Source organism: Hymenobacter polaris (assembly GCF_012927305.1).
GTDB classification, from domain to species: Bacteria; Bacteroidota; Bacteroidia; order Cytophagales; family Hymenobacteraceae; genus Hymenobacter; species Hymenobacter polaris.
The window spans coordinates 620631-644603 of record NZ_JABBGH010000001.1 but is presented as its reverse complement, the minus strand read 5'-3'; the positions used below and the strand labels follow the sequence as shown (position 1 = coordinate 644603).

Below are 23973 nucleotides of genomic sequence, written 5' to 3'. Positions count from 1 at the left end.
GAAAAAGCCCGTCCTGCTTCGCAAGGCTTAGCAGGACGGGCTTTTTTGGTTTTCCTTGTTGTAGGAACAAGTCTATTTCCGCCCGGCCACAATCTCGTCCACTACGGCGGGGTCGAGCAGGGTGGTGGTGTCACCTAGGGCCTGGGTTTCGCCCTCGGCCACCTTGCGCAGAATGCGGCGCATGATTTTGCCCGAGCGGGTTTTGGGCAAGCCGCTCACCAACTGAATCTTGTCGGGCTTGGCAATGCGGCCGATGGCGGCCACTACGGCCTCCACGATGCTGGCTTCGGTGCGCTGATTGTCGAGGTCGGTGGTGGGCACGCCGTTGTGGCAAATGACGTAGGCATAGATGCCCTGGCCCTTCACGTCGTGCGGATAGCCCACCACGGCGCTTTCCACCACGTAGTCGCTCTGGTTGATGGCGTTCTCAATCTCGGCCGTGCCGAAGCGGTGGCCGCTCACGTTTATCACGTCGTCGACGCGGCCGATAATGCGGTAGAGGCCGTTTTCGTCGCGCCGGGCGCCGTCGCCGGTGAAGTAATAGCCGGGGTAGGGCGTGAAGTACGTCTGGCGGGCGCGCTCGTGGTCACCCCAGGTGGTGCGGATGACGCCCGGCCAGCTGGCCTTAATAGCCAGGTAGCCCTCCTGGTCGTTGCCCTCGATTTCGCTGCCATCCTGGTTGAGCAGCACCGGCTGCACGCCGGGCAGCGGCAGGCCGGCGCGGGCCGGCACCGAGGGCGTGATGCCGGCCAGGGCCGAAATCATGATGCCGCCGGTTTCGGTTTGCCACCACGTATCCACGATGGGGCAGCGGCCCTTGCCCACGTGCTGGTCGTACCAGTGCCAGGCTTCCTCGTTTATCGGCTCGCCCACCGACCCTAGGACGCGCAGGCTGCTGAGCGAATAAGCCAGCACGTGGTCGACGGAGTGGGCCATGAGCGAGCGGATGGCCGTGGGCGCGGTGTAGAAGATGGTGACGTGGTGCTTGTCAATCACTTCCCAGAAGCGGCCCGGCGAGGGGTAGGTAGGCACGCCCTCGAACAGCAGCGTGGTGGCGCCGGCCAGCAGCGGGCCGTACACGCCGTAGGTGTGCCCAGTTACCCAGCCAATGTCGGCGGTGCACCAGTGCACGTCATTTTCCTCCACCTGAAACACGTTGCGGAAGGTGTAGTCGGCCCACACCATGTAGCCGGCCTGGGTGTGCACCACGCCCTTAGGCTTGCCGGTGCTGCCGCTGGTGTAGAGGATGAACAGCGGGTCTTCGGCGGCCATGGGCTCGGGGGCGCAGGTTTTCTCCACGTCCTGCACCTCCTCGTGGTACCACACGTCGCGGCCCGGCTGCATATCGACGGGCCAGCCCGTGTGCTCAATCACGATGACGCGCTGCACCGAGGGGCAGCTGGCCAGGGCCTCGTCCACCACGCTCTTGACCGGGATTTGCTTGGCGCCGCGGTTCAGGCCGTCGGCCGTGATGACGCAAGTGGCCTCGGCGTCGTTGATGCGGTCGGCGATGGCTGAGGCCGAGAAGCCGGCAAACACCACCGAGTGCACCGCCCCCATGCGGGCGCAGGCCAGCACCGCCACCGCCAGCAGCGGCACCATGGGCACGTAGAGGGCCACGCGGTCGCCCTTGCGCACACCGTTCTTTTTCAATACGTTGGCAAACTGGCACACCTGCTCGTGCAGCTCGCGGTAGGTGAGGCGCGAGTGGCGCGTTTTGGGGTCGTTGGGCTCGTAGATGATGGCCAACTTGTTGGCGCGCTGCTCAAGGTGGCGGTCTAGGCAGTTCTCGGTTAGGTTGAGCTGGGCGCCCGCGTACCAGGTGCTGGTGCCGCCCGGCGAGAAGTCGCCGCCGCGCACGGTGTCCCACTTCTTGTACCAAGTGAAGGGCTCGGCGGCGGCGGCCCAAAAGGCGTCGGGGTCTTCTACTGATTGCTGATAGTCAGCGTGGTATTCTTCTAGGGTGCGGGTGCGAACGGCGGACATTTTTGAAAGGGTATAAGGGTAAGGAGGAGGGTGGGCAGGAGGACTAAGGGGCAGGCAGCGGATAAAGAGTAGCGGCAGCGTGACACAAGTGCAGCCCCTCCTACCCACTTACCCTCATACCCTACCTAGCAGCTCGCGGACTTTTTCCATGAGTTGGCGGGTGCTGAAGGGCTTGGGAATGTAGAGGTCAGCGCCGGCTTCGTAGCCTTTTTGTACGTCGGCCGGCTGGCTTTTGGCCGAGAGAAAAATAACTTTAGTGCTGGCCCGGTCGGGGCGCTGGCGCAGCTGGCGGCATACCTGGTAGCCGTCCACGTCGGGCATCATCACGTCGAGCAGCACCAGGTCGTAGGGCGTTTCCTGAATGGCGGCCAGTGCCTCGTGGCCGTTGCGAGCAATGCCGACGCCGTAGCCGTTTTTGCGCATCAAAAACTCCAGCGACATCACGATGTTGGGCTCATCATCAACCAATAAAATCTGGGGCGTTGGCATAGCAGCTAGCACTTAGGCACTTATATAACGGACTACGTAGGTAGCGGGCGGGCCCTAGGCCCCGGCCGGCCGGTAAGGATTAATCGACGAGAGAAGAAGAAAAGGGAACGGGCACGCGGGCCGGGGCGGCGAGGGGCAGCTCGACGAAAAAGCGGGCGCCCTGCTCAGGGGCGCTTTCCACCCAAATGCGGCCCTGATGCAGCTCGACAATCTTTTTGCTGATGGCCAGGCCTAGGCCCGAGCCCTCGGGCTTGCGCATAGTTTGGTGGCGGGCCTGGTAAAACTTATCAAAAATCTGGGGTTGCTCGGCGGCGGCAATGCCCTTGCCGTTGTCTTCCACGCACAGCAGCAGGGCATCGGCAGAGGGCCAGGCCAGCACCGCGATGCGGCCGGGCTGGCCGGGCCGGCTAGCCTTGATGGCGTTGGAAAGCAGGTTGATGAGCACCTGCATGAGGCGGTCGCGGTCGGCGGGCACGGGGGGCAGGGTGGCGGGCACGGCGAGGCGCAGCTCGCAGCCGCGCTCGCGGGCCAGCTGCCCCACGGCCTCCAGGGCCTCCTGCGCCACTTCGGCCAGGGCTAGGGGGGCACGCTCGAGGCTAGCCTGGCCGCTTTCGTACCGCTCCAGGTCGAGCACCAGCGAGATGAGGCGGGTGAGGCGCTCGGCCTCGCGGCCAATGGTGAGCTGGAAGCGCAGGCGCTCATCGGGCTCTAAATCAGGGTTATCGGCCAAGATTTCGGCCAGCGCCCGGATGCTGGTGAGCGGCGTGCGCAGCTCGTGGGTCACGGTGTAGAGAAACTCGTCCTTCTGCTGGTCGAGGGCCTGCAGCTGCTCGTAGGCCTGGCGCAGCTCGGTGGTGAGGCGCTGCAGCTGGCGGCTTTGCTTGTGCAGCTGGCGGTTGGCTTCGAGCAGCTGCTGGCTTTCTTTTAAAATGCCCACCACCTGGCCGTAGCTGATTTGCTCTTCGCCGGCCACGCCCGCCAGCAGCAGCCGGGCGCTGGCCGGCCCCACGGTGCCCGCCAGCAGCTTTTCGGCGTAGGTAAGCAGGCGCGGGTCGGCCGCCGCGGGGGGCTGGCCCAGCAGCTCGCTCAGCTTCTCGCTCACCGGGTCGGCCACGCCGGGGGCGGGCGGCAGGGCATCGGGAAAGCGCTCGGTGAAGGCGCGCAGGGCCTGGTAGGTGCGCTTCTTGCCCAAAAAGCCCACCAGCAGGGCGCGCACGTCGGGCAGCGGGGTGCGGCCCTGCCAGCCGGCAATTTCTTCGGCCAGGCTGTGGCGCGCAAACACGTCCACGAACACGTCGGCCTGGCGCAGCTCCAGGGCCGAGGGCGGCCAGGCCAGCGACACGCCCACGTAGAGCCCCACGTTGAAAAACCAGCTCCAAAACAAGCCGTGCGAGAGGTAATCCAGGCCCGTGAGGCCGAACAGGGCGCCCGGCCGCAGCCAGCCTAGGCCCCCCACCCCGTGGGTGAGCACGCTGCCCGCTAGCAGGCCCGGCCCCACCAGCGTGGGCAGCACCAGCGTAAAAAACCACACCCCGAAGCCCGCCAGCAGCCCGAGGGTAGCCCCGCGCCGGGTGCCGCCCTTCCAGTAGAGGCCGCCCAGCACGGCGGGCACAAACTGCGCCACCGCCGCAAACGACACTAGTCCAGTATTAACGAGGGGCAGCGTGTGGCCCACTACCCCGTAGTAGCCGTAGGCCAGGGCCAGCACCGCCAGCACGGCCAGGCGGCGGCTTTGCAGCGCCACCCGGCTGAGGTAGGCAAACCAGCGGCGCTGCCGGTGCGGCTCGTCGGGCCGGGCTGCCGGCACGCGCACCAGCAGCGGCATCAGCAGGTGGTTGCTCATCATCACGCTCAGGGCAATGGTTTCGACGATAATCATGCTGCTGGCCGCCGATAGTCCCCCCAGGTAGGTGAACAGCGCCAGCCAGGGGTGGCCCGTGGCCAGCGGCAGGGCCAGCACAAACGTATCGGCATCGAAGCCGCGCCCGCCCAGGCGCAGCACCCCACCGAAGGCCACTGGCAGCACAAACAAATTGATAACCAGCATGTAGAGCGGAAATAGCCACATGGCCTGGCGCAGGTGGTCCTCACTCACGTTTTCGACCACGGCCACCTGAAACTGGCGCGGCAGCAGCAGCACCGCCGACATGCTGAGCAGCAGCAGCGTGAGCCACTCGGCCCCGCCCGTGCCGGCGCCCCCTAGGGTGAATAATTGCCGCAAAGCCGGCACCGCAGCCGCTTGGTCAAACAAGTCGGCAAAGCCGCCGAACAAGCCAAACACTACGAACAGCCCCACCAGCAGAAACGCGAGCAGCTTGAGCAGGCTTTCGAGGGCCACGGCCAGCACGATACCTTCGTGGCGCTCGGTCGCCTCGACCGAGCGCACCCCAAACAGGATGGTGAACACCGCCAGCACCGCCGCCGTGACCAGGGCGGCCGCCCGCGCGCTCACGCTGCCCGTGGGCCCGCCGCCCGTTAGCACCACAAACGAGCTGGCTACGGCCTTGATTTGCAAGGCAATGTAGGGCACCACACCCAACACGCACACCCCCGTAACGAGGGCCCCTAGGCCCGCACTTTTGCCGTAGCGGGCCGAGAGGAAATCGGCAATGGAGGTGAGGCGCTGCTGGCGGCTGACGCGGATAATCTTGCGCAGCAGCAGCCACCACACCGGCGCCAGCAGCCCCGGCCCTAGGTATATCACCACGTAGCTCAGCCCCTGCGCCGCCGCCCGCCCCACCGAGCCGTAGTAGGCCCAGGCCGTGCAGTACACGGCCATGCTCAGGGCATACACGTAGGGGTTGGCTACCAAACTCTTGCGCGCGGCCGAGCGGCGCTCGGCCGCGTAGGCCACGCCAAACAGCAGCAGCAGGTAGCCCACCGAGCACGCTATGACGAGGAGTTTATTCAAAGGGGATTGGTTGCTGGTTGAAAAAGCGCGTCACTCCGCCGGGCGCTACCTCACCTGCTTAGCCACCATGTGGCCCCAATCAGCAGCAGCCACAGCAGCAGTACGTAGAGGTAGAGCACCGGCACGCCCCCTAGGCGCCCGCCGTGGTCGAAGGCGCCAAGCAGCGGGAAGTTGAGCAGCACCGCGAACAGGGCCGCCACAAATAAGAGGCGCGGGCCGCGCTGCTGGCCACCGGGGCCAGCCGGGGCAGGTGACGAGTTAGGCATGAAGCAAGGTCGCGGTTTTTCAGCAAAAACCCGCCGAACGGCGCGTTCGGCGGGTTTTTTGGGCCCTAGGGGTAGCCGGCGCTACTGGTCCATTAGCTTCACGTTGCGCGTGTCCTTCATGAGAGCCATGCCCACGAAAAAGCAGATGAGCGCGATAACCACCGGGTAAACCAGACCCAGCAGGCTCTTGTGCTCGTTGGCGAAGGTGCCAGCGGGCTGCGCTGCCGCCCACACGCCGATGGAGGTAGCAATGAGCGGCACGAAGCCCCCAAACACGCCGTTGCCAATGTGGTAGGGCACCGAGAGCGAGGTGTAGCGCACGCTGGTCGGAAACAGCTCGACGAGGTAGGCGGCGATGGGGCCGTAAACCATCGTCACGAACAGCACCAGGCAGAAGGTGAGCACCGTCATCATGAACACGTTAGGGGTCAAGGCCTTCATCACGGCGGGCACGGCCTTGCCGGCGGCATCCACAGTGGCGGGGGTAATCTCGGTGAGCGGCCCGGCGTAGGCCTTGAGGCCGTAGAAAAGCGGAATGGTGAACAGCGCCCCGCAAATCATGCCCGTCATGATGATACGCTTGCGCCCGATGCGGTCGGAGAGCGAGCCGAAATACACGAACAGCGGCGTGGCCACCAGCATGGCTACCACCAGCACGGTGCTCGAATCGACGATGTCGAGCTTGAGCACGGCGTTCATAAAGGTGTAGGCCTGAAATTGGCTGGTGTAGAAGATAACGCCCTGGCCCATCGTCACGCCGAACAGCGCAATCAGCACCAAGCGGCGATTCACGGGGTTCACGAACGAGTCGCGCAGGGGGCTCTTGCTGGTGGTGCCGGTGGCTTTAGCTTTGGCAAACAGCGGCGACTCGTGCAGCTTGCGGCGGATGTAGTACGAGGCGATAACCAGGAAGCCCGACAGCAGGAACGGAATGCGCCAGCCCCACTCCTTGAAGGCGGGCTCGCCCATCGACTTGCGGGTTATCACAATTACCAGGATGCTGAGGATGAGGCCTCCGGTGGCCGTAATCTGGATGAAGCTGGTGTAGTAGCCCCGCTTACTGTCGGGGGCGTACTCGGCCACGTAGGTAGCCGCCCCGCCGTACTCGCCCCCTAAGGCCAGGCCCTGCAACAAGCGCAGCACCACCACAATGAGGGGCGCCGCAATACCAATGGAGTCGTAGCTGGGAATGAGGCCCGTTACGAACGTGGCCCCGCCCATGATGAGTAGCGTTACCAGAAAGGTGTACTTACGGCCAATCATGTCGCCGATGCGGCCGAAAAACAGGGCCCCGAATGGCCGCACCACAAAACCGGCCCCGAAAATGGCCAGGGCGCCTAGCAGCGACTTGGTCAAGTCGCCGGACTGCCCGAACAGCACCGGCCCAATAATGGCCGCCAGCGAGCCGAAGATGTAGAAGTCATACCACTCGATGACCGTGCCCACCGACGAGGCCGTAATCACCTGCCAGATGGTCTTGGAATCAACTTGGTTGTTGTCGTGCGCGGCCGGCGCATCGGGGTCGTTGCGATAAGCAGCCGCCGCGCGGGGGTCTAGGCTTTGTTCCATGGAGGTTGGGTGGGAATAGTAGTGACTGGTTTTTGACGCTTGGTACCCACCTGCTAGCAACCAGCGACCAGGCTGGCGCAGGCATCGATTGGTGGCAGGCAGGCACGTAGTCTTACAGGAATACCTGCGTTTGCAGCGTAATTTCGGAGCGGCGCGTGGGGTCAGTGGCTACGCCCACACCATTGATGGTCTGGATGTTGTAGTCGGGGCGCAGGCGGTAGTTGAGCGTCACCTTGGCGTTGTGGCCATCGATGAGGAAGTTGAGGCCCGCGTCGTAGATGCTGCACCCCTGGCTTTCGCCCGCGAGGTTGCGCAGGCCGTCGTAGCCGCTGTAGAGGTAGGCCAGGTAGGGCTGCAGGCGCACCTTGCTGCCTAGGGTGTTCTTGCCCGTCAGGAAGCCCAGCTGCCCATATACCGAGCTGCCGGTGCCCGACTGCGGCACGGCGTTACCGCGATAAGGGTTGGTGCCGTAGCCGGGGTTTTCGGCCCCCACGAAGCGCACGTAGTTGGGCCCGAAGTTGTAGTTGTAGTACACCCCGTAAAAGGTCAGCGCCGTGCGCTTGGCCGTGTCGAGCGGCGTGTCGTAAAACACGTCGGCCCCGAATAGTTTGATGTCGTGCTTTTGGGTGGGCACGGCTGCGTAGAGGTCGGTGCCAGTGGCCAGGGTGCTCAGGTTGACGGTGCTGTTGCTAGCGCGCGAAAACATGCCGTTCTGGTTGTACAAAAAGCCGCCGCCGATGTTGAGCACCCGCTTCGCCCCGAGCCAGGTGCCCTGGTAGTAGGGCAGCAGGTTGGGCTCGGTATCCAGCAAGCTGTAGCTGAAGTAGCCCTGGTACACGTGGCTGTCGTTCTGCGGGTTATACTGCGCCACGTTGAAGCCCGTGTTGGTCGTGACCCCGCCGCTGGTGGTGTTGAAGCCCAGCCCTAGGGGGTTGCCGGTCTGCACGCCCCCCGCCACGTAGGCGGTGTTGGTGGGCAGGTTGGTCAGGAAGGGGTCGCTCATCGACAGGCGGTAGTCAAACTTGCCGATGCGGCCCTTGGCATATATTCCCAGCCAGCGCGCAAACTGGTCGAGCGCGTCGATGGTGGGAAAGTTGGTCAGCGGCAAATCCATCGGCAAGATGCTGGTGGTGCTGGCGCTGGTGAGGCGGGAGATGCCGTTGTAGTAGTGCAGGCCGGCCCCTAGGTTAAGGTACTTATTGACCTTGTACTCGGTCACGGCCTCGTGGATGAAGAACTGGGGCTTCTTGCCGTCGGTGGTAGGCGCCACGCCGCCGCTCACCCCGTTCTGGTTGTTGATGCCCAGGTGGGTATAAATGAGGAAGCGCGGGCTAAGCTGGGCCAGCAGCACCATGCGCGAGCGGCGCAGGCCAAAGTCGAACTGGTTGCTTTTGGGCTCGTTGGGGCCGCGCAGGGTACCCGTGTTGTTCTCATTATAGCGCACGTACACCTGGGTCCAGGCCATGAGGCGCACGTACTTCTGGCCATCGGGCGAGAGGTTGAACTTCATGCCCGAGCCGTAGGGCACTGGTTTGGTAGGGGCCGGCGGCGTGGGCGGCGGGGCCGGAGCGGCGGGCGGTGGGGCCTGCCCGCTGGGGGCGGGCGGCGTCACTTGCGCCAAACCGGGGCCGGCAGCCAGCAAGCTACTTAAGGCCAGTACGTAGCGAGTAACCTTCATGCGAATGGTGGGAATGTAGATGGAAAGAAGAATGGATTTCCCGCAGCCTAGGGCTTGGGACTGCCAAATAGCAACCCGCCCCAGGCCCGCGCTACCCCCGTGCTATAGTTTTGCGCAGTGCTATAGCTGGCTAGTCCCGAAACCGCTCCCAGCGTATCATCATGTACTTATCGCCCAGCTCCGTCACCACCAGCCCGGCGCCTTTCAGGTTCTCGGACTTTTGAAAAAATTCAGCTAACTCCTTTTGATTTAGTATCTTATAGGTGGGGTGGTAATCCGTTTGCCGCGGCGCCTTCACGCCGTACTTCTTTACCCAATTCATTACGCTCACGTGGCTCACGCCCAGCAGGCGCTCAATCTCGCGGTAGCTGACGCCCTCGATGTAGAGTTGCAGCGCCTTCACCACGTAGTAAGGGTTTACTTCGCGGCCCACCTTGGCTACGGTGTAGTGATAACCACAATTTTGACACTTAAATCGCTGGCGGTCATTAATAATACCGCTTTTGGTGGCTTCTTTCGAGTCGCATTTCGGGCAGGCTACATTTGCCATAACGTGAAGGAGAAGGCTTGCTGAGTTGTAAAGCTATAGCTTTTCAGCAAACCTACAGCTAATTAGCAATGATTCAGGCTTTGGCGCCGGCCGGCAGCCCTAGGCCGCTTCGCGCTGCCGTGGGGGCCGGGCGGCCTAGGGTAGCTTTGCGCCGCTAAGCCCCTCCCCCATGCCCGCGCCCGCGTTCCGCACTATTGCCCCGGCCGACTTGTCGGCCGTCGACTTCTACCAGTTTCTTATCGGTGCGGTGGCGCCCCGGCCCATTGCTTTCATTAGCACCATTTCCGCCGAGGGGCAAGTCAATCTCAGCCCGTTCAGCTTCTTCAACGTCTTCAGCCAGAGCCCGCCCATTCTGGTGTTTTCGCCCACTAGCCGCGGGCGCGATAACTCCGAAAAAGATACCCTGCTGAACGTGCGCGCCGTGCCCGAGGTGGTCGTCAACCTCTGCGACTACCCGCTGGTAGAGCAGCTTTCGCTGGCCAGCGCCGAGTACCCTAGGGGCGTGAGCGAGTTTGGCAAGGCGGGCCTCACTGAGGCGGCCTCGGCCGAGGTGCGCCCCCCTAGGGTGGCCGAGTGCCCGGTAGCCTTCGAGTGCGCCGTCGAGCAGGTTATTGTCCTCGGCGACGGGCCCGGCCACGGCAATTTGGTGGTGTGCCGGGTGCTGCGCGGCCATTTCCGCGAGGACATTCTGCTGGCTGGCCGGCCCGGCATCGACCCGCACAAGTTTGAGGCCGTGTCGCGCCTGGGTGGCGACTGGTACAGCCGCCTACGCCCCGAAAACCTGTTCACTGTATCGCGCCCCAACCGCCGCCTCGGCATCGGCTTCGACGCGCTCCCCGCCCACATCCGCGAAAGCAGCGTGCTCACTGGCAACGACCTGGCTAAGCTCGCCAACGTGGAAGCCGAGGCGCTGCCCACCCCTGCTCAAATCGAGGAAATCCGCCAGGAGCCGATGGCAGCTTACTTACTCAACAAGTACCACGCTGAGCCCGCCGAGCAGCGGCGGCAGCTAGCCCAGTTGGCCCAGCAGTGGCTGGGCGAGGGCCGCGTGGCAGAGGCCTGGCGGGTGCTGCTGGTGAAATAGTGGGATATACTGTTGCTTGTAGTTTGCTTGCTAATGCAACGGATATATCTTTTCTATAAGCCCCGATAAGCAGCCCGAACAGGTGACCAACTCCGCGTTTCTGTTTACGACATGCGCTATCAATTCTTGCGTAGCCGGCGACAGCCGGTAGCCGCGCTGCTGCAACCGCTGTAGTCCGGCGACGCCAAAAGCCTGGGTTTCGCAGTTGAAACTAGTTAGCATCGCCAGTAGCGGCGCAGTTTTATGCTTGGCCACCAATCGCTCAATGGCCACGCCTTCCGCGGTTGGGGGTGCCCCATCGCCGCAGTTGAAGGCATACGTGCTGGGAGTAGCCAATTCGGCAAGTAGCTCGTTGGCTGTTTTCTCCACCTTATACAGCTGGTTGCGCTGCCGCAAGAACTGCCCGATTACCGCTTGGTTGTACCAGCGATAAGCACACTGCGCATCATCCTGTGACGCGATAGTGCGCGAAAAGATGGTATCGTTGCGGCATAGAAGGTCGACTTGAAATCGGTAAAAATTTAGGCTCACTTCTAAGCGGCGCTGCGTAAACCCTACGTCGATAGCTCGATTAAAAAGAACATTTGCGTAACTTCTCGACGGAATACACGCTGCTTGCAAGCTATCCAGCCGCTGGGCCAAGCGACTGCCTAGGCTTTCTGACTCCACAATGGGCTGCATTCGGCTTAGGTAGGCCGCTGGCGTATCCGGGCGTTGGCCGTAGGCTGGCTGCCGTAGCCAGGCCATGAACAGCAATGCTAAAACGAGCTTCGTCATAGTCATTAGATGCCGTTTAGGCCTGCTTTGCACAGGTTGCTAGTGCTGCGCTGTTAGTTTTGCGTGGCATTTTCCTTAGTTCCGCACCGCAATCAGCAGCCCCAACTCCTTGTAGCGCAGGTTAAATTTCTTGGCGATGGCGGCGTTAGTGAGCGAGCCCTTATAGATGTAAACGCCCGAGCGGAAGTGCTCGTTGGTAAACAACGTTTCGTTGATGCCGCCCTGCTGGCTGATTTCCTGCAGAATGGGCGTGAAGATGTTGCTCAGCGCGTTGGTGGCCGTGCGCGGCACCCTGGAGGCAATATTGGGCACGCAGTAGTGCACTACGTCGTACTTGCGGAATACCGGGCGGTTGTGGCTGGTGATTTCGCTGGTTTCAAAGCAGCCGCCCTGGTCGATGCTCACGTCGATGATGATGGAGCCGGCGGCCATGCTCGAAATCATGTCTTCGGGCACCATAAACGGGATGCGCCCCTCCTCCACAGCCAGGGCGCCGATAACCACGTCGGCGCGCCGGATTTGCTGCCCTAGGGCAAACGTATCGAGGGTGCTGGTATAAATCTGGGCACCCAGGTTGTGCTTGAGGCGGCGCAGCTTGTAGAGGTGGTTGTCGAACACCCGGACCTCGGCCCCGAGGCCTAGGGCGGCGCGGGCGGCGTACTCAGCCACCGTGCCGGCTCCTAGTATCACCACCTGCGAGGGCGGCACGCCCGTAATGCCGCCCAGAATAATGCCCTTGCCCTCGTTGGAACGGGCCAGGTACTCGGCCGCCACCAGCATCACCGTCGAGCCCGCGATTTCGCTCATGGCGCGCACCACGGGGCGGGCGCCACTCGGGTCTTTTATCAGCTCAAAGCCAATGGCGTTCACCTTCTTGCGGGCTAGCGCGGCAATGAACTCCGGCGTGAGCGTGCCCATTTGCAGCGCCGAAATCAGGGTCTGATTGGGGTGCATCAGCTCAATTTCGGTGAGCATGGGCGGCGCCACTTTCAGGATGATGTCGGCCTTGTATACCTCCTCGGTCGAGTAGGCAATGCTGGCGCCGGCCTCGGAGTAGGCGTGGTCGGAGTACTTGCTGGGCTCGCCGGCGCCGCTTTCCAGCACTACTTCGTGGCCCTCCCCTACCAAGTGCTGCACGGCTTCGGGCGTGAGGCCTAGGCGGTTTTCTTGCAGCGACGACTCTTTAGGCAGCCCGATGAAGAGGCGGCGCTTACGGGTTTCCACCGCCAGCATCGACTCCTGGGTGATGTAGGCGCGGCCCGTGGCCAGGGCACCGAAGCCGGTGGGTAGCTGTTCGGCCATAAGGGATAATGAGCAATTAACAAGGAGCCAGGAGCGATTGCTGCCCGTAGCTCACTGTCTATTGCTCACTGTTCATTGTTAATTACTAATTGTCTTGATTCCGGACCGGTCACGGTCAGCTCCACGCGTACTAGTTGGGGCGGCAATAATTCTGCCACGCGGGCGGGCCACTCCACTAGGCAAAGATACCCCGAATCGAAGTATTCGGCCAGGCCCAGCCGGGCGCCCTCCTCGGCCGAGTCGAGGCGGTAGCAGTCGAAATGGTACACCGGCCGGCCCAGCCCGTCGCGGTACTCGTTGATGAGGGCGAAGGTCGGGCTGCTCACGTCGTCCAGCACCCCTAGGGTGGCGCACAGCGCCCGGACGAGCGTGGTTTTGCCGGCCCCCATCTCGCCCTCCAGCGCCACCACCGACTGCCCGCTCGCAGCAATGGCCGCCGCTAGCTGTTGGGCCGCCTCGGGCACAGCCGCGAGGCTCGGAATAGGAATTTCCATTAACTAACTTCTATTTTGTCCTCAATTTGCAGGCGGGCCAGCACCGCCGGTTCTAGGGCTTTCAGCAGGTGCCGACGGGGCCTAGGGCCGGCGGTGCTGGCCCGCCTGCAAAAGTACTCCTTCAGCTTGCTGGCCCTCCTATACTCTTCCCGAAGTGGGTGGTGCAAAGCGCGGGGGGTACGCAGCGGGCCCCTGCCTATCGCCAAACGAGTGAGGCGGGCGGCAGGCAACTACGGGCGGGCTTCCAACTATGAGGAGGAATAATTTCCCGGAAAAGCTTACCGCAGCTACCACCTAGGCCCCTTTCCCTGTTTTATTAGCGCAAAAACCATTCGCAGCGCAGCATACCGGCCGCGTTATTCGACAAATCGCCGAAGTCGCTCGCGGCGGCCACGGCAAGCGCAAAGTGTGGGAAGCGGTAGGGCAGCTCTAGTAGCAGATGGGTTTGGTTTTTGGCCGGCGTGAAGTAGGCGGTGTTATAATAGTTGCCGTAGTGCAGCACGTGCGTAGCTAGCAGCCGGTAGGTCAGGCGCTCGCTCAAGTTGCCCTTGGCCCCTAGGTGCACCCCAATAAGGCGGTTGCTGATAATATTCCAGCCGCTGATAGCATTGGCGTTCAGGTCGAAGCCGTAGTTTTCGGCCGCCGCCCGGTTGATGAACAACGGCGTGCCAATGATGCGGCCCTGGTACTGCCAGCCCATGATGTAGGTGCCGTTGTTGTAGTAGTTATCGCGGCCCTGATAGATGACGGGGCCGCCCTGGTACTTGGTGTAGATGCCCTCAACCAGCACCTTCTGCAGCAGCGAGCGGCGGCTGGTTTCCCAGCTGAAACCCACCAGCCGGTCACGCCACAAGATTTTCAGGCCCGCGAGCCGGTCCCGCTGGCTAGCGTTGGCACTGTCGCCCACGCCCTTGTCGAAGATAGTCTGCGTGTAGAGCCGGAAGGTGGAATTGTTTTTACGGAAGGTGACGCCGAAATCGGGAATAAGCAGGTGGTTGCCCACCGCATTGTCAATATCAATCGGGCCCTGGTGGTAAACGGGGTCGGCATCGTTGCCGCTCGCCCCCGCCACAATGCGCAGGTAGTCGCTGAAACGGCTGGGGGCCCGCCCCGACGGGAAGGTGCCGCCCCACTGGGCGAAGTGCGTCAGGCCGCCGTAGAAGCTCCAGCGCTCCTTGCCCACGCGCAGGTACAGCGATTTTTGGTGCAGAAATACGTTCGTAATGCCCTCCGCATCACCCAGCCAGCCGTGCGCAAATTGCCCCTTGAACTGCACCCAGCCGTGCGTAAAGGGGATGGGCGTATAGTCCGTCACGGCCAGGGTAATCTTGGGAATTGGCAGCGCGTTGCCGCTGATACCGAAGGAGCCGCTGGAGAGCGATTGGTCAATTTCGCCCGTGTACTCCCGCTGGCGCCCCGCCCGCAGCTGCCAGGTGCGGTAGCCGGCCTGCACGTAGCCTTGGTTTAGGAAGGTGCTGCCGAGGTGATTGTTGTTGTAGAGCGCGGCCCCGTACCCCACGTAAAAACCCGGCTTACGCACTTGGCCTGGGGTTTCGGCGGGCTGCTTTTTGGCAAAGACGTGCTGGTTGCTAACGCGCAGGTACACGGCGGCGTCAACCTGTTGGTCGGAAATAGTGCCGTAGCGATTGGCAATTATCCAGAGGGGCTGGTAACCCTTGGTGGCCGCAGTGCCCACAACGCCCGCGGCCAGCTGCAAAGAATCGGCGAATTGCGCCGCCGCCGAGTGGGCAACCAGTAGGCAACCCACCACCACAAGTAAAAGAATCCTCATAAGCGTTTCAGTCAGGCGGCGTGCTGCGTATCACCCTGAATATGACCCTATTTACCACGCGCAGCCGGTATACGCAAGGCCAGCTGCTGATAAGTAGGTCCGCAAGTGGCAAGTGGCAACAGTTGATGAGCTACAAAGCTACGACGGCGCACGCTGTTAACCGAACCAAAACACTTAATAATGATCTTGTAATTAGCAGGATATACAACCAGCAGCCGAGCTTGGCGCCCTAGTTGTGGTTGCTACGCTGCTCCTCTAGTGCATCCGGTCGTCGCGCACGGGCAGGCTCACGATTATCTCGCCCTCCAGCTTCAGCAGCTCCTGTAGGCGGGCATCTACCTCGGCGGGGTCGCAGTACTCCTTGGCCAGGTCCACGTAGCTCACGAAGTGGCCGGCCTCGCTGGCCATCAGCTCGTAGTAAAACTGACTTAGCTCGGGGTCGCGGTCTTGCAGGTGCAGCCACAGCAGCTTGAAGCGCTCGCAGGAGCGCGCCTCAATGAGCGACGACACCAGCAGCTGGTCCATGAGCTGGCGCTCGCGGGGGCCGCCCTTGCGCACGTGGGCCATCAGCTGCACCACGTACTCGTCGCGCCGGGGGCGGCCCAGGGGCAGGTTGCGCTTGCGTAGCTCCTTCACCACGCGCTCAAAGTGCTCCCACTCCTCGGCTACCAGCGCGGTTAGCTCGTCTACCAGGCGCTCCTTTTCGGGGTAGTGCACGATGAGCGAAATGCCGGTGCTGGCCGCTTTCTGCTCGCAGTAGGCGTGGTCTACCAGGATTTCCTCCAGGTTTTTGCTGGCAATATCCACCCAGCGCGGGTCGGTATTGAGCTTGAGCTTCAGGATGGTTTTCAAATCGCAGATTTAACGGATTTAACGGATTTCGCGGATACGCCCGCTGGCGCGGGCTGACGACGCGAAGTTGAGCATGCAAAGGTGGGAAGCGGCTGGTACGCCTAGGGCCTAGAGCGCAAGTCAAGCCGCAGCACTAACCCCCAAGGCCTAAGTCCCAAGCCAAGCCCAAACAAATTTATTACAGCCTGCGCGGAGCCGCGTAGTCAGCCCGCGCCAGCGGGCGTATCCGCGAAATCCGTTAAATCCGTTAAATCTGCGATTAATTGAAGAAGCGCCAGCGCACGCCGAACTGCAGGCGGCGCGGGTAGCCAGTGTAGTAAGGGGCCGTAAAGTAGCCGTTGGGCCCTAGGCCCTGGTTGACGTAGGCAGCCTTGATGAAGATGGAGGCCGACTTGATGTCGGCGGCCACAAATACGTTGGCCACGCCGTAGGCAGGCAGCAGGAAGCTATTCTGCACGTAAAACTGCTGGGTGCTGGGCGCGTAGTTGTAGCCGTACCAGCTGGACTGGTAGGTGTACTCGGCCCCTACCTGCCCAAAAAGCGCGCTCTTAAACACGCTGGTTTGGTAGTACACTCGCGACTCGGTGACGAGCGCCGGGATGCGCAGGGCGGCGTTGTCCTTGTCGGCCCCGCGGGTGTAGGTGGCCTGGTTGTCGAAGTGAAACTTGCCCAGCTCGAAGCGATGCCGGGCAAACACGATTAGCAGCGTGCGGCTGGCGTTGTCCTGGGTGGGGCGGCCTAGGGTATCGTAGTAGATATACTTGTTCAGGTTGACCACCGAAACGCGCGCATCAATACTGTGGCCGGCCAGCAGCGGCAGGCGCTGCTGCAGGCGCACCGACACCTGGTTGGCCAGCGTGTTGCTAAACGAGTTGACGTTGCTATGCGACGAGTCGGGCCATTGGTAGTGGTTGCCCACAAACTTGCGCTGCGTGAGCGTGGGCGAATAAGAAGCGGTGGTTAGCTCGGCCGACAGCGGCCCGGTGCGGATGCTGCCGCGCAAGTAATACTCGTTGAAGAACTTATACTCGCCGGCCACCTCCACCGCGTAGATGGTGCGGTAGTTGAAGGCCGCCGAGCCGCCCACAAACCCATCGAAGTACGTCTGCTGATACACCGGCTTCAGCGGCAGCCCCACGCCCGAACGCAGCACGGGCGTGGGGCTGGTGGCCGTGCGGCTGGGCGAAGGCGTGCTTAGCTCCAGTAGCGAGGCGTTGCGCGCCCGGCCATAGAGGTTGTACTCCACCCGGTCGGTGCGGCCCAGCAGGCCAAACGTATTCTCTACCTGACGGTACGTGGCGCGGTCGCTGGTGGCGGTAGCGTTGCGGTACACGCCGCGCTGGCGGCCGTTGAGCAGGCCCGGCGGGTTGGGGTAAAATAAGAGCGCATCATCGGCCGCCCGCGGCAGGGCATCGTCGTTGTAGCCGTTGTACTGCCGGCCCGCATCCAGCACGTGGTAGGCCGTGAAGCCGCGCCGCGCCAGCCGGTACGACTGAAACAAATGCACCTGGTCGCGGTCGTCGATGTTGATGCCCGGCGTGAGGTAGGTGCGCTCGTTGGAGTAGTCGAACAGGATATTGCCCAGGTTGCCGCCGTTGCCCTTAATCAGGGCCACTTCGTCGTCGGTGGGCCAGATGCCGCCCTGCTCGCGGGTGCGCTGGCGGCTGGCGATGTAGTTGAACAGCAGGTGGTAGCGCCCGTCCTCGGTTTGGAAGCGGGTGAAGAACGTCACGTTATTGTGCTCGGCCAGCCACTGGTTGCCCCCGGTATTGAGCACCTGGTTCGAGGCAATGCGCTCGTAGTCAATGCCCACGCTGAAGTTCTTCTTGAACGAGCGCGAGTAGCTAATCTCAAACACCTGCTCGCCCTGCGAGCCCTGGATGAAGCGAAAAAACGAGTACGGCGAGCGGCTGTCGTAGTACGGCACCTCACTGCCGGCCGGGGTGTTGCGGTCGAAAGCGTGGCGCCCAAAGCGGGTGCCTAGGGCCAGGTTGGGCTGGTAAAGCAGCGGCTGCGAAGCCGTGGCCAGGGCCCCCAGGTTTTGCTGAAACGTGGTATCGTGCGCCCAAAACCGCTCCTGCGAGAACTTGGTGAGCGTGGTGTCGATGATGGTGCCGCCCACCGAGTCGCGCCGCACCTCGCGCTCGTAAATCACGCGGGTGGTTTTAGGGCCGTACACGGTTTTGGTCGAGTCGTCCACGATTTGGGCCCGCGCCGCGCTGCCCAGCAGCAACCCCAGCAGCAGCAGCAGCCAGCGCCGGGCGGCGGGGCTCCAATAGAAAGAATAGTTTGCGTACACTCCGAATAGTAGGGCCCCGGCGCGCGGCGGCCGTTGCATCAAGCTACAAAAATACCCTGGGCGGGCGGCCCGGCCGCGGCCGCCACCAGCTGGGCCAGCTCGGCGGCCCCCGCCCCCAGCAACGCCACCCGCACCGGAATCGTGTACACGGCACGGCCCGCCAACGCCGCCCGCAATTCGGGCGCCGCCAGCCGGGCGGCATCCTTTTCGGTGGTAAGCAGCCCTAGGCCCGCCGGCAGCTGCGCCGCCACCGCCGCCAGCTCGGCCGGCGTAAAAGCGTGGTGGTCGGCAAACTCGAAGTGCCGTAGCAACTGGTAGCCAGCCTCTTGCAAATGCGCGCGCAGCGGCCCCGGCTGGGCAATGCCCGTGAGCAAGCCCACTGGGCCGGGCGGCGCGGGCGGGCCTGCCGCCACCGCCGCGGGCGTCAGGGGCTGGGGCGGGGCGTAGGCGTAGCGCGAGAAAAGTACCGGCACCGCCAGCCGGGCGTAGCGCCGCACCGCGGCCACGGCCGCCGCCTGCGCCGCCGCTGGCAGTGCGGGCGGGCACTTCGTGATAATTACTACGTCGGCGCGGGCGGCCCCGGCGCGGCTTTCGCGCAGGCGGCCGGCGGGCAGCACTTGGTCGTGGTAAAAGGGGCGGGCCCACTCCGTGAGCAGGATGTTGAGCGTGGGCTGCACCCGGCGGTGCTGGTAGGCATCGTCGAGCACCACCACCGTAGTAGCGGGCTTGTGCTGACGCAGCAGGGCAAGGCCCAGCTGGCGGTTTTCGGCCACCGCCACGGCCACGCCGCGCCCGGCAAACCAGCCGTAGTACTGCCAGGGCTCGTCGCCCACCGTGGCGGCCGAGTCGGCAAGGCCGGCCAGGCGGGGCCCGCGGGTGCGGCGGCCGTAGCCCCGGCTCAGGATGGCCGGGCGGTGGCCCTGGTGCAGCAGTTCTTCTACCAGCCAAGCCACGTGGGGCGTTTTGCCGGTGCCGCCCACCCGCAGGTTACCCACCCCGATAAGCGGCACCCAGCCGGGCGCCGAGGTTTTGTAGCCGCGGTCGTAGAGCCAGTTGCGGCCCGCCGCCACCGCCGCATACAGGCCCGCTAGGGGCAGCAGCAGCGTGGTAGTGGGCGGGACGGGCGGTTGAGAGCTGGGGAGCATACGGGCAAAGGTCGGGCCGGCGGGCGGTCTACTTTTACGGCTGCTTAGGCCACCGCTGCGGCTTTACCCCGGCCCTAGGACCGGTAAGCGCGCAAAAGTCTTTTTCCAGCTACCCTGCCCCATGTCTGCTACCCCGTTTCCCGCCCGCCTGCTGCACTTGCTGCGCACGTTTCCGCTGCCCGCCGCCCCGCTGCCCCACGAGGTGCAGGTGCGCAACTCGTACCACGACCCGGCCGTGACCAAGATTTTTGAGGAGTTTGCGCAGAAGTTTTACGCCGCCGACGTGCTCAGGGTGGGCATCTTCGGCATCAATCCCGGCCGCTTCGGGGGCGGGCGCACCGGCGTGGCCTTCACCGACCCGGTGGCGCTAACCGAAATATGCGGCATCGCCCATGCCCTCACCGGCCGGCGGCGCGAGCTGTCGAGCGAATTCGTGTACAAGTTCATTGCCGAGCTAGGCGGCCCGGCCGAGTTTTACCGGCATTTTTTCCTCAGCTCGCTCTATCCCCTGGAGCTAACCCGCGGCGGGACCAATTATAACTACTACGATAACGGCGCCGTAACCAAGGCGTTGTGGCCCGATTTGCGCCGCGCGCTGCAAGCCCAAACCGAGCAGCTAGGCTTGCGCCGCGACGTAGCCGTGAGCCTGGGCCGCCGCAACGGCGAATTTCTGCAAAAGCTGAACGACGAGCTAAAGCTATTCGACCGCGTCATCGCCCTCGACCACCCGCGCTTCCTGATGCAATACCGCCGCAAGCACCTGGCCGAAAACGTGCAGCATTACGTGCAGACGCTGGGCGAGCTGTTGTGATAACTGATAACTGCCAAATGATAACTGTAAAAGACTTGGCCCGCGCCCTGGAGGCCGCCGCGCCCCTCGCCTACCAGGAAAGCTACGATAACGCCGGCCTGCAGTGCGGCGACCCCACCGCCGAGATTACCGGCGTGCTCATCGCCCTCGACTGCACGCCGGCCGTGGTGGCCGAGGCGGCGCGCCGGGGCTGCAACGTGGTGCTGTGCCACCACCCGGTCATTTTCCGGCCCCTCAAGCGCCTTACCGGCCAGGGCCTGGTCGAGCAAACCATTATGGCCGCGCTGCGGGCCGACGTGGCCATTTACGCCGCCCACACCAACCTCGACAACGTGCGGCAGGGCGTAAACGCCAAGCTGGCCGAAAAGCTAGGGCTGGTGAATACGCGCATTCTAGCGCCCAAAGCCGGCACGCTGGCCCGCCTCAGCACCTACGTGCCCCTAGGGTCCGCCGCCGACACTAGTCTGGCCGACAGCGTATTGCAGGCGCTGTACGCGGCCGGGGCGGGCCAGGTGGGCAACTACCGCGCCTGCAGCTTCCAAACCACTGGGCTGGGCACCTTTACGCCGGAGGCTGGCGCGCAGCCGGCCCTAGGGGCCGTGGGCCAAGCCGAGCGCGTAGCCGAAACCAAGCTCGAAGTGCTGCTGCCCCTGCATCGGCAAGCAGCCGTGCTGGCCGCCCTGCGCCAGGCCCACCCCTACGAGGAAGTGGCCTACGAGTTGGTGCAGCTGGCCAACCAGCACCAAGACGTGGGCGCCGGCCTGGTGGGCGAGCTGCCCGAGGCCCTAGGGGCCGCCGAGTTTCGCAGCCTGCTGAAGACGGCGCTGCGCGTGCCGGTGGTGCGGCACACGGCCTTTGCGCGGCCCATCAAAAAAGTGGCGCTGTGCGGCGGGGCGGGCAGCTTTCTGACCGAGGCAGCCCTAGGGGCCGGGGCCGACGCCTACGTAACGGCCGACGTGAAGTACCACGAGTTTTTTGCCCCCGAGGGCCAGCTACTGCTGTGCGACGTAGGGCACTTTGAGAGCGAGCAGTTTACGGGCGAACTCTTCCGCGATTTGCTGCTGGGAACGTTCGGTCGTACTTTTGCGGTCTTATTCGCTGAAACCCCCACGAATCCCGTCTTTTATGACTGCTAACAACGCTGCCATTGCGAACCCGGCCGACGTGCCCGTAGCTACCAAGCTCGAAGCGCTGCTTAACCTGCAACGCATCGACTCGCAGCTCGACGAAATTCGGCGCGTGCGCGGCGACCTGCCCGAGGAAGTGCGCGACCTCGAGGACGAAATCGCCGGCTACGAAGCCCGCGTGAAGCGCTTCGACGACGAAATCGCTGGCCTCAACGACCAGATTAAGCAGCGCAAAGCCGCTACCAAGGAGGCCGAGGGCCTCATCAAGCGCTACGAAGACCAGCAAACCAACGTTCGCAACAACCGTGAGTACGAGGCCATTGCCAAGGAAATCGAGTTGCAGCGCCTGGAAATCCAGATTTCGGACAAAAAAATCCGCGAGGCGCAGTACCAGATTGACCAGAAGAACACCGAGGCCGGTGGCACCCGCCAGCGCCTCGACGAGCGCCGCAAGGACTTGGAAACCAAGAAGAGCGAACTAGACGGCATTGTGGCCGAAAACGAGAACGAGGAAAAAACCCTGTCGGCCGAGCGTGAAACCGCTACGCCGCTGGTTGAAAACCGCCTGCTAACCGCCTACAACCGCATTCGGAGCAACATGCGCAACGGCCTGGCCGTGGTGCTGGTGCGCCGCGATGCCTGCGGCGGCTGCTTCAACACGGTGCCACCCCAGCGCCAGGCCGACATCATCTCGCACAAAAAAATCATCGTGTGCGAGCACTGCGGCCGCATTCTGGCCGACGTGGATGGCAAGCAAGCAGCGTAAGGCTGCGCTTATCTTTGCTGCAGAAAAGGAACGGCCCTAGGGTCGTTCCTTTTTTTGTAATGCTACGCAGGTGAGATTTCCCGCTGAGGTACGCCAAATTATTTGCCGAGGGGCACTGAGCGCGGCCGCGTGGCTGGGCGCCACTGGCGTTGGCTTCGGCGCCCCCGCGGAGCCCGCCCAGCGCGACACCCCGCCGGCCATAGCGGCGGCCAGCACCCTCACGCCCGGCCAGCGCCGGGCCTACGCCGAGGTGCTGCGCCTGCGCCCCGGCCCGGCCCGCCAGCTGCTGGCTGCCGAGCCCGCTACCGCCCCCGGCACCCTGCTGGTAGCCGATTGCGCCGACTTCGTAGAGCTGCTCGTGACGCAGGACGCCAGCCGCTACGAGGCCACCCTAGGGGCCCAAGAAGCCCGCTTGGCGGTGCTCGACCGCGCCCCACCGGGCCCGCTGCGCGACTACGCCCAGGCCGAGATTCAAGCCCACGAGGCGGTGGCGCAGCTCACCTTTGGCCACGAGGTGCGCGGCGCCTGGAACTTGCGCCAAGCGGTGGGGCGCCTGGCGGCCGTGGTGGCGCGGTATCCAGCCTTTTTGCCGGCTCGCAAAACACTGGGGCTGTGTCAGTTCGGCATTGGGTCGCTGCCCAGCGGCTACCACTGGTTTTTGCGCCTGCTGGGCCTAGGGGGCAGCGTGGAGGAGGGCCTGCGCAACCTGCGCCTGGCCGCCACGCAGCCCAATGACTTCCAAATGGAAAGTGAGATTTTGCAGGCCCTGGTGGGCGAGGCCTACTATAAGCGCGGCCCCGAGGCCCTGGCCCTGGCCGAGCGCCTGCGCGCCGAGCAGCCCGACAACCTGCTGTTCAGCTACTTGGTGATAACGCTCAACAAGCGCCAGCACCACGGCGACGCGGCGCTGGCCGCCTACCGCGCCCGCCCCACCGGCCCCGGCTACGTGCCCCTGGCCTACCTGCACCACCTGGCCGGCGACCTGCTGCTGTACCGCGGCGACTATGCTGCCTCGGAAGCCGAGAACGAGCAATTTTTGCGCGAGTACCGGGGCCAGCACTACCGCAAAGACGCTGCTTTTAAGCTCTACCTGGCCGCCTGGCTGGGCGCCGAGCCCCTGGCCACGCTCGACCGCTACCGCCAGCAAATCAACCAGGCCGGGCCGCTGGTGGTAGAGGAGGACGTGTACGCTCAGCGCTTTTACCACGATGCCCAGGCCCTCAACCCCCAATTGACGCGCGCACGCCTGCTCACGGATGGCGGCTATTACTCACTGGCCCTAAGCATTTTGCAGCAATTTAAGTTAACTGCTGCTACGCCCGTGCGCGACCGCCTGGAGGCGCCTTACCGGCGGGCCCGCGTGTGGCAGGGCCTAGGCCGTCCCGACTCGGCCCAGGCCGACTACCAGCGCACCCTGCGCCGGGCGGCGACCCTGGGCGAGCCGCCCTACTACTTCGCGCCCCAGGCCGCCTTGCAGCTCGGCTACCTGGCCCAGGCCGCCGGACAAAAGGCGGCCGCCCAGGCCTACTTCGAGCAGGCAATGGCTTACCCCAAGCACGAATACAAGAACAGCACCGACCAAAAAGCCAAGCTGGCGCTGCGGCAGCTGTAAGGTTGCGACCATTATCGCGAGGCTAGGTGGGTGCCAGCGCCCACCCAAGCCCGTTGCCGAGGCGCAGGCCCCGCACCCGCCGATAACTTCATTCTCGGCGCGGGTACTTACAGGTGGCCAGCGGGTTCCTACTGCTTGAGCAGAAGTAGTAGGCCGTGCGTGAGGATTAGGACGGATAGTAGGCGCTGAACGCAGTGAACAGCGATTACTACTTAACTCAAGTTGCGAGGTAACGTCAGGCAGTCGATTCCCCTCCTTAGCCAAGGAGGGGATGTTGGCGCACCGCGCCAACGGGGGTGGTTGCGGGCATTAAACGAGTCGACGGCCACTCCAGTAGCCGGTCGTTCCACGACGTCAACCACCCCAGCTTCGGCTTCGCCGAAGCGTCCCCTCCTTGGTTAAGGAGGGGAATCGACTGCCTGACGTTACCTCGCAACTTGAGTTACTTAGTGGTTAACACTCA

General features: G+C 63.6%; 19 protein-coding genes. 5 read left to right on the top strand and 14 right to left on the bottom strand.

Annotated features, from left to right (window positions below; all coding sequences use genetic code 11):
- Window positions 1-72: 72 nt before the first annotated feature.
- The 7 genes from acs to HHL22_RS02730 form a co-directional block, all read right to left on the bottom strand.
- Window positions 73-1986, bottom strand: a complete 1914-nt coding sequence (gene acs / locus HHL22_RS02760) for an acetate--CoA ligase (protein WP_169529440.1) — start codon at window positions 1984-1986, stop codon at window positions 73-75.
- A gap of 114 nt (window positions 1987-2100) precedes the next feature.
- Window positions 2101-2475 (bottom strand): response regulator transcription factor, encoded by a 375-nt coding sequence (locus HHL22_RS02755; RefSeq protein WP_169529439.1) that lies wholly within the window; start codon window positions 2473-2475, stop codon window positions 2101-2103.
- Between the two features lie 79 nt (window positions 2476-2554).
- On the bottom strand, window positions 2555-5386 hold the full coding sequence (locus HHL22_RS02750; RefSeq protein WP_169529438.1) for a sensor histidine kinase: 2832 nt from the start codon (window positions 5384-5386) through the stop codon (window positions 2555-2557).
- A gap of 50 nt (window positions 5387-5436) precedes the next feature.
- Window positions 5437-5652 carry a hypothetical protein gene (locus HHL22_RS02745; protein WP_169529437.1) on the bottom strand — a complete coding sequence of 72 codons (216 nt, stop codon included), beginning with the start codon at window positions 5650-5652 and terminating at the stop codon, window positions 5437-5439.
- 81 nt (window positions 5653-5733) lie between these two features.
- The gene (locus HHL22_RS02740) at window positions 5734-7221 is read right to left on the bottom strand and encodes an MFS transporter (RefSeq protein ID WP_169529436.1); all 1488 of its coding nucleotides are present in this window, start codon (window positions 7219-7221) and stop codon (window positions 5734-5736) included.
- Between the two features lie 112 nt (window positions 7222-7333).
- Window positions 7334-8899: a hypothetical protein gene (locus HHL22_RS02735; protein ID WP_241737950.1), complete on the bottom strand. Its 1566-nt coding sequence runs from the start codon at window positions 8897-8899 to the stop codon at window positions 7334-7336.
- A 130-nt stretch (window positions 8900-9029) separates the two neighbouring features.
- Entirely contained in the window at window positions 9030-9449 is a 420-nt protein-coding gene (locus HHL22_RS02730) for an IS1 family transposase (RefSeq protein ID WP_169529435.1), read from the bottom strand.
- Between the two features lie 169 nt (window positions 9450-9618).
- Here HHL22_RS02730 and HHL22_RS02725 point away from each other — a divergent pair, with 169 nt between their 5' ends.
- Window positions 9619-10533, top strand: coding sequence for a flavin reductase family protein (locus HHL22_RS02725; protein ID WP_169529434.1), 915 nt, complete (start codon window positions 9619-9621; stop codon window positions 10531-10533).
- Window positions 10534-10563: 30 nt separating this feature from the next.
- On the opposite strand, the gene HHL22_RS02720 is transcribed toward HHL22_RS02725, so the two are convergent.
- The 7 genes from HHL22_RS02720 to lpxK form a co-directional block, all read right to left on the bottom strand.
- Window positions 10564-11310: a hypothetical protein gene (locus HHL22_RS02720; RefSeq protein WP_169529433.1), complete on the bottom strand. Its 747-nt coding sequence runs from the start codon at window positions 11308-11310 to the stop codon at window positions 10564-10566.
- A 75-nt stretch (window positions 11311-11385) separates the two neighbouring features.
- The gene (locus HHL22_RS02715; protein ID WP_169529432.1) at window positions 11386-12612 is read right to left on the bottom strand and encodes an alanine dehydrogenase; all 1227 of its coding nucleotides are present in this window, start codon (window positions 12610-12612) and stop codon (window positions 11386-11388) included.
- Between the two features lie 65 nt (window positions 12613-12677).
- Window positions 12678-13106 carry a tRNA (adenosine(37)-N6)-threonylcarbamoyltransferase complex ATPase subunit type 1 TsaE gene (tsaE, locus tag HHL22_RS02710; RefSeq protein WP_169529431.1) on the bottom strand — a complete coding sequence of 143 codons (429 nt, stop codon included), beginning with the start codon at window positions 13104-13106 and terminating at the stop codon, window positions 12678-12680.
- Window positions 13107-13422: 316 nt separating this feature from the next.
- Window positions 13423-14898 (bottom strand): capsule assembly Wzi family protein, encoded by a 1476-nt coding sequence (locus HHL22_RS02705; protein WP_169529430.1) that lies wholly within the window; start codon window positions 14896-14898, stop codon window positions 13423-13425.
- Between the two features lie 255 nt (window positions 14899-15153).
- A complete protein-coding gene (miaE, locus tag HHL22_RS02700) occupies window positions 15154-15750 on the bottom strand; it encodes a tRNA-(ms[2]io[6]A)-hydroxylase (RefSeq protein ID WP_169529429.1) in 597 nt (198 codons plus the stop codon).
- A 259-nt stretch (window positions 15751-16009) separates the two neighbouring features.
- Window positions 16010-18049, bottom strand: a complete 2040-nt coding sequence (locus tag HHL22_RS02695) for a putative porin (RefSeq protein ID WP_169529428.1) — start codon at window positions 18047-18049, stop codon at window positions 16010-16012.
- Between the two features lie 38 nt (window positions 18050-18087).
- The gene (gene lpxK / locus HHL22_RS02690) at window positions 18088-19194 is read right to left on the bottom strand and encodes a tetraacyldisaccharide 4'-kinase (protein WP_169529427.1); all 1107 of its coding nucleotides are present in this window, start codon (window positions 19192-19194) and stop codon (window positions 18088-18090) included.
- A gap of 121 nt (window positions 19195-19315) precedes the next feature.
- On the opposite strand from lpxK, the gene HHL22_RS02685 reads away from it, so the two are divergent.
- From HHL22_RS02685 to HHL22_RS02670, 4 genes are all read left to right on the top strand, one after another.
- Window positions 19316-20005, top strand: a complete 690-nt coding sequence (locus HHL22_RS02685) for a uracil-DNA glycosylase family protein (RefSeq protein WP_169529426.1) — start codon at window positions 19316-19318, stop codon at window positions 20003-20005.
- Window positions 20006-20022: 17 nt separating this feature from the next.
- The gene (locus HHL22_RS02680; protein ID WP_169529425.1) at window positions 20023-21141 is read left to right on the top strand and encodes a Nif3-like dinuclear metal center hexameric protein; all 1119 of its coding nucleotides are present in this window, start codon (window positions 20023-20025) and stop codon (window positions 21139-21141) included.
- A complete protein-coding gene (locus HHL22_RS02675) occupies window positions 21131-21898 on the top strand; it encodes a zinc ribbon domain-containing protein (protein WP_169529424.1) in 768 nt (255 codons plus the stop codon). The genes HHL22_RS02680 and HHL22_RS02675 overlap by 11 nt, the downstream gene beginning before the upstream one ends.
- Window positions 21899-21968: 70 nt before the next feature.
- Entirely contained in the window at window positions 21969-23510 is a 1542-nt protein-coding gene (locus tag HHL22_RS02670; protein ID WP_169529423.1) for a DUF3808 domain-containing protein, read from the top strand.
- Window positions 23511-23973: the final 463 nt, after the last annotated feature.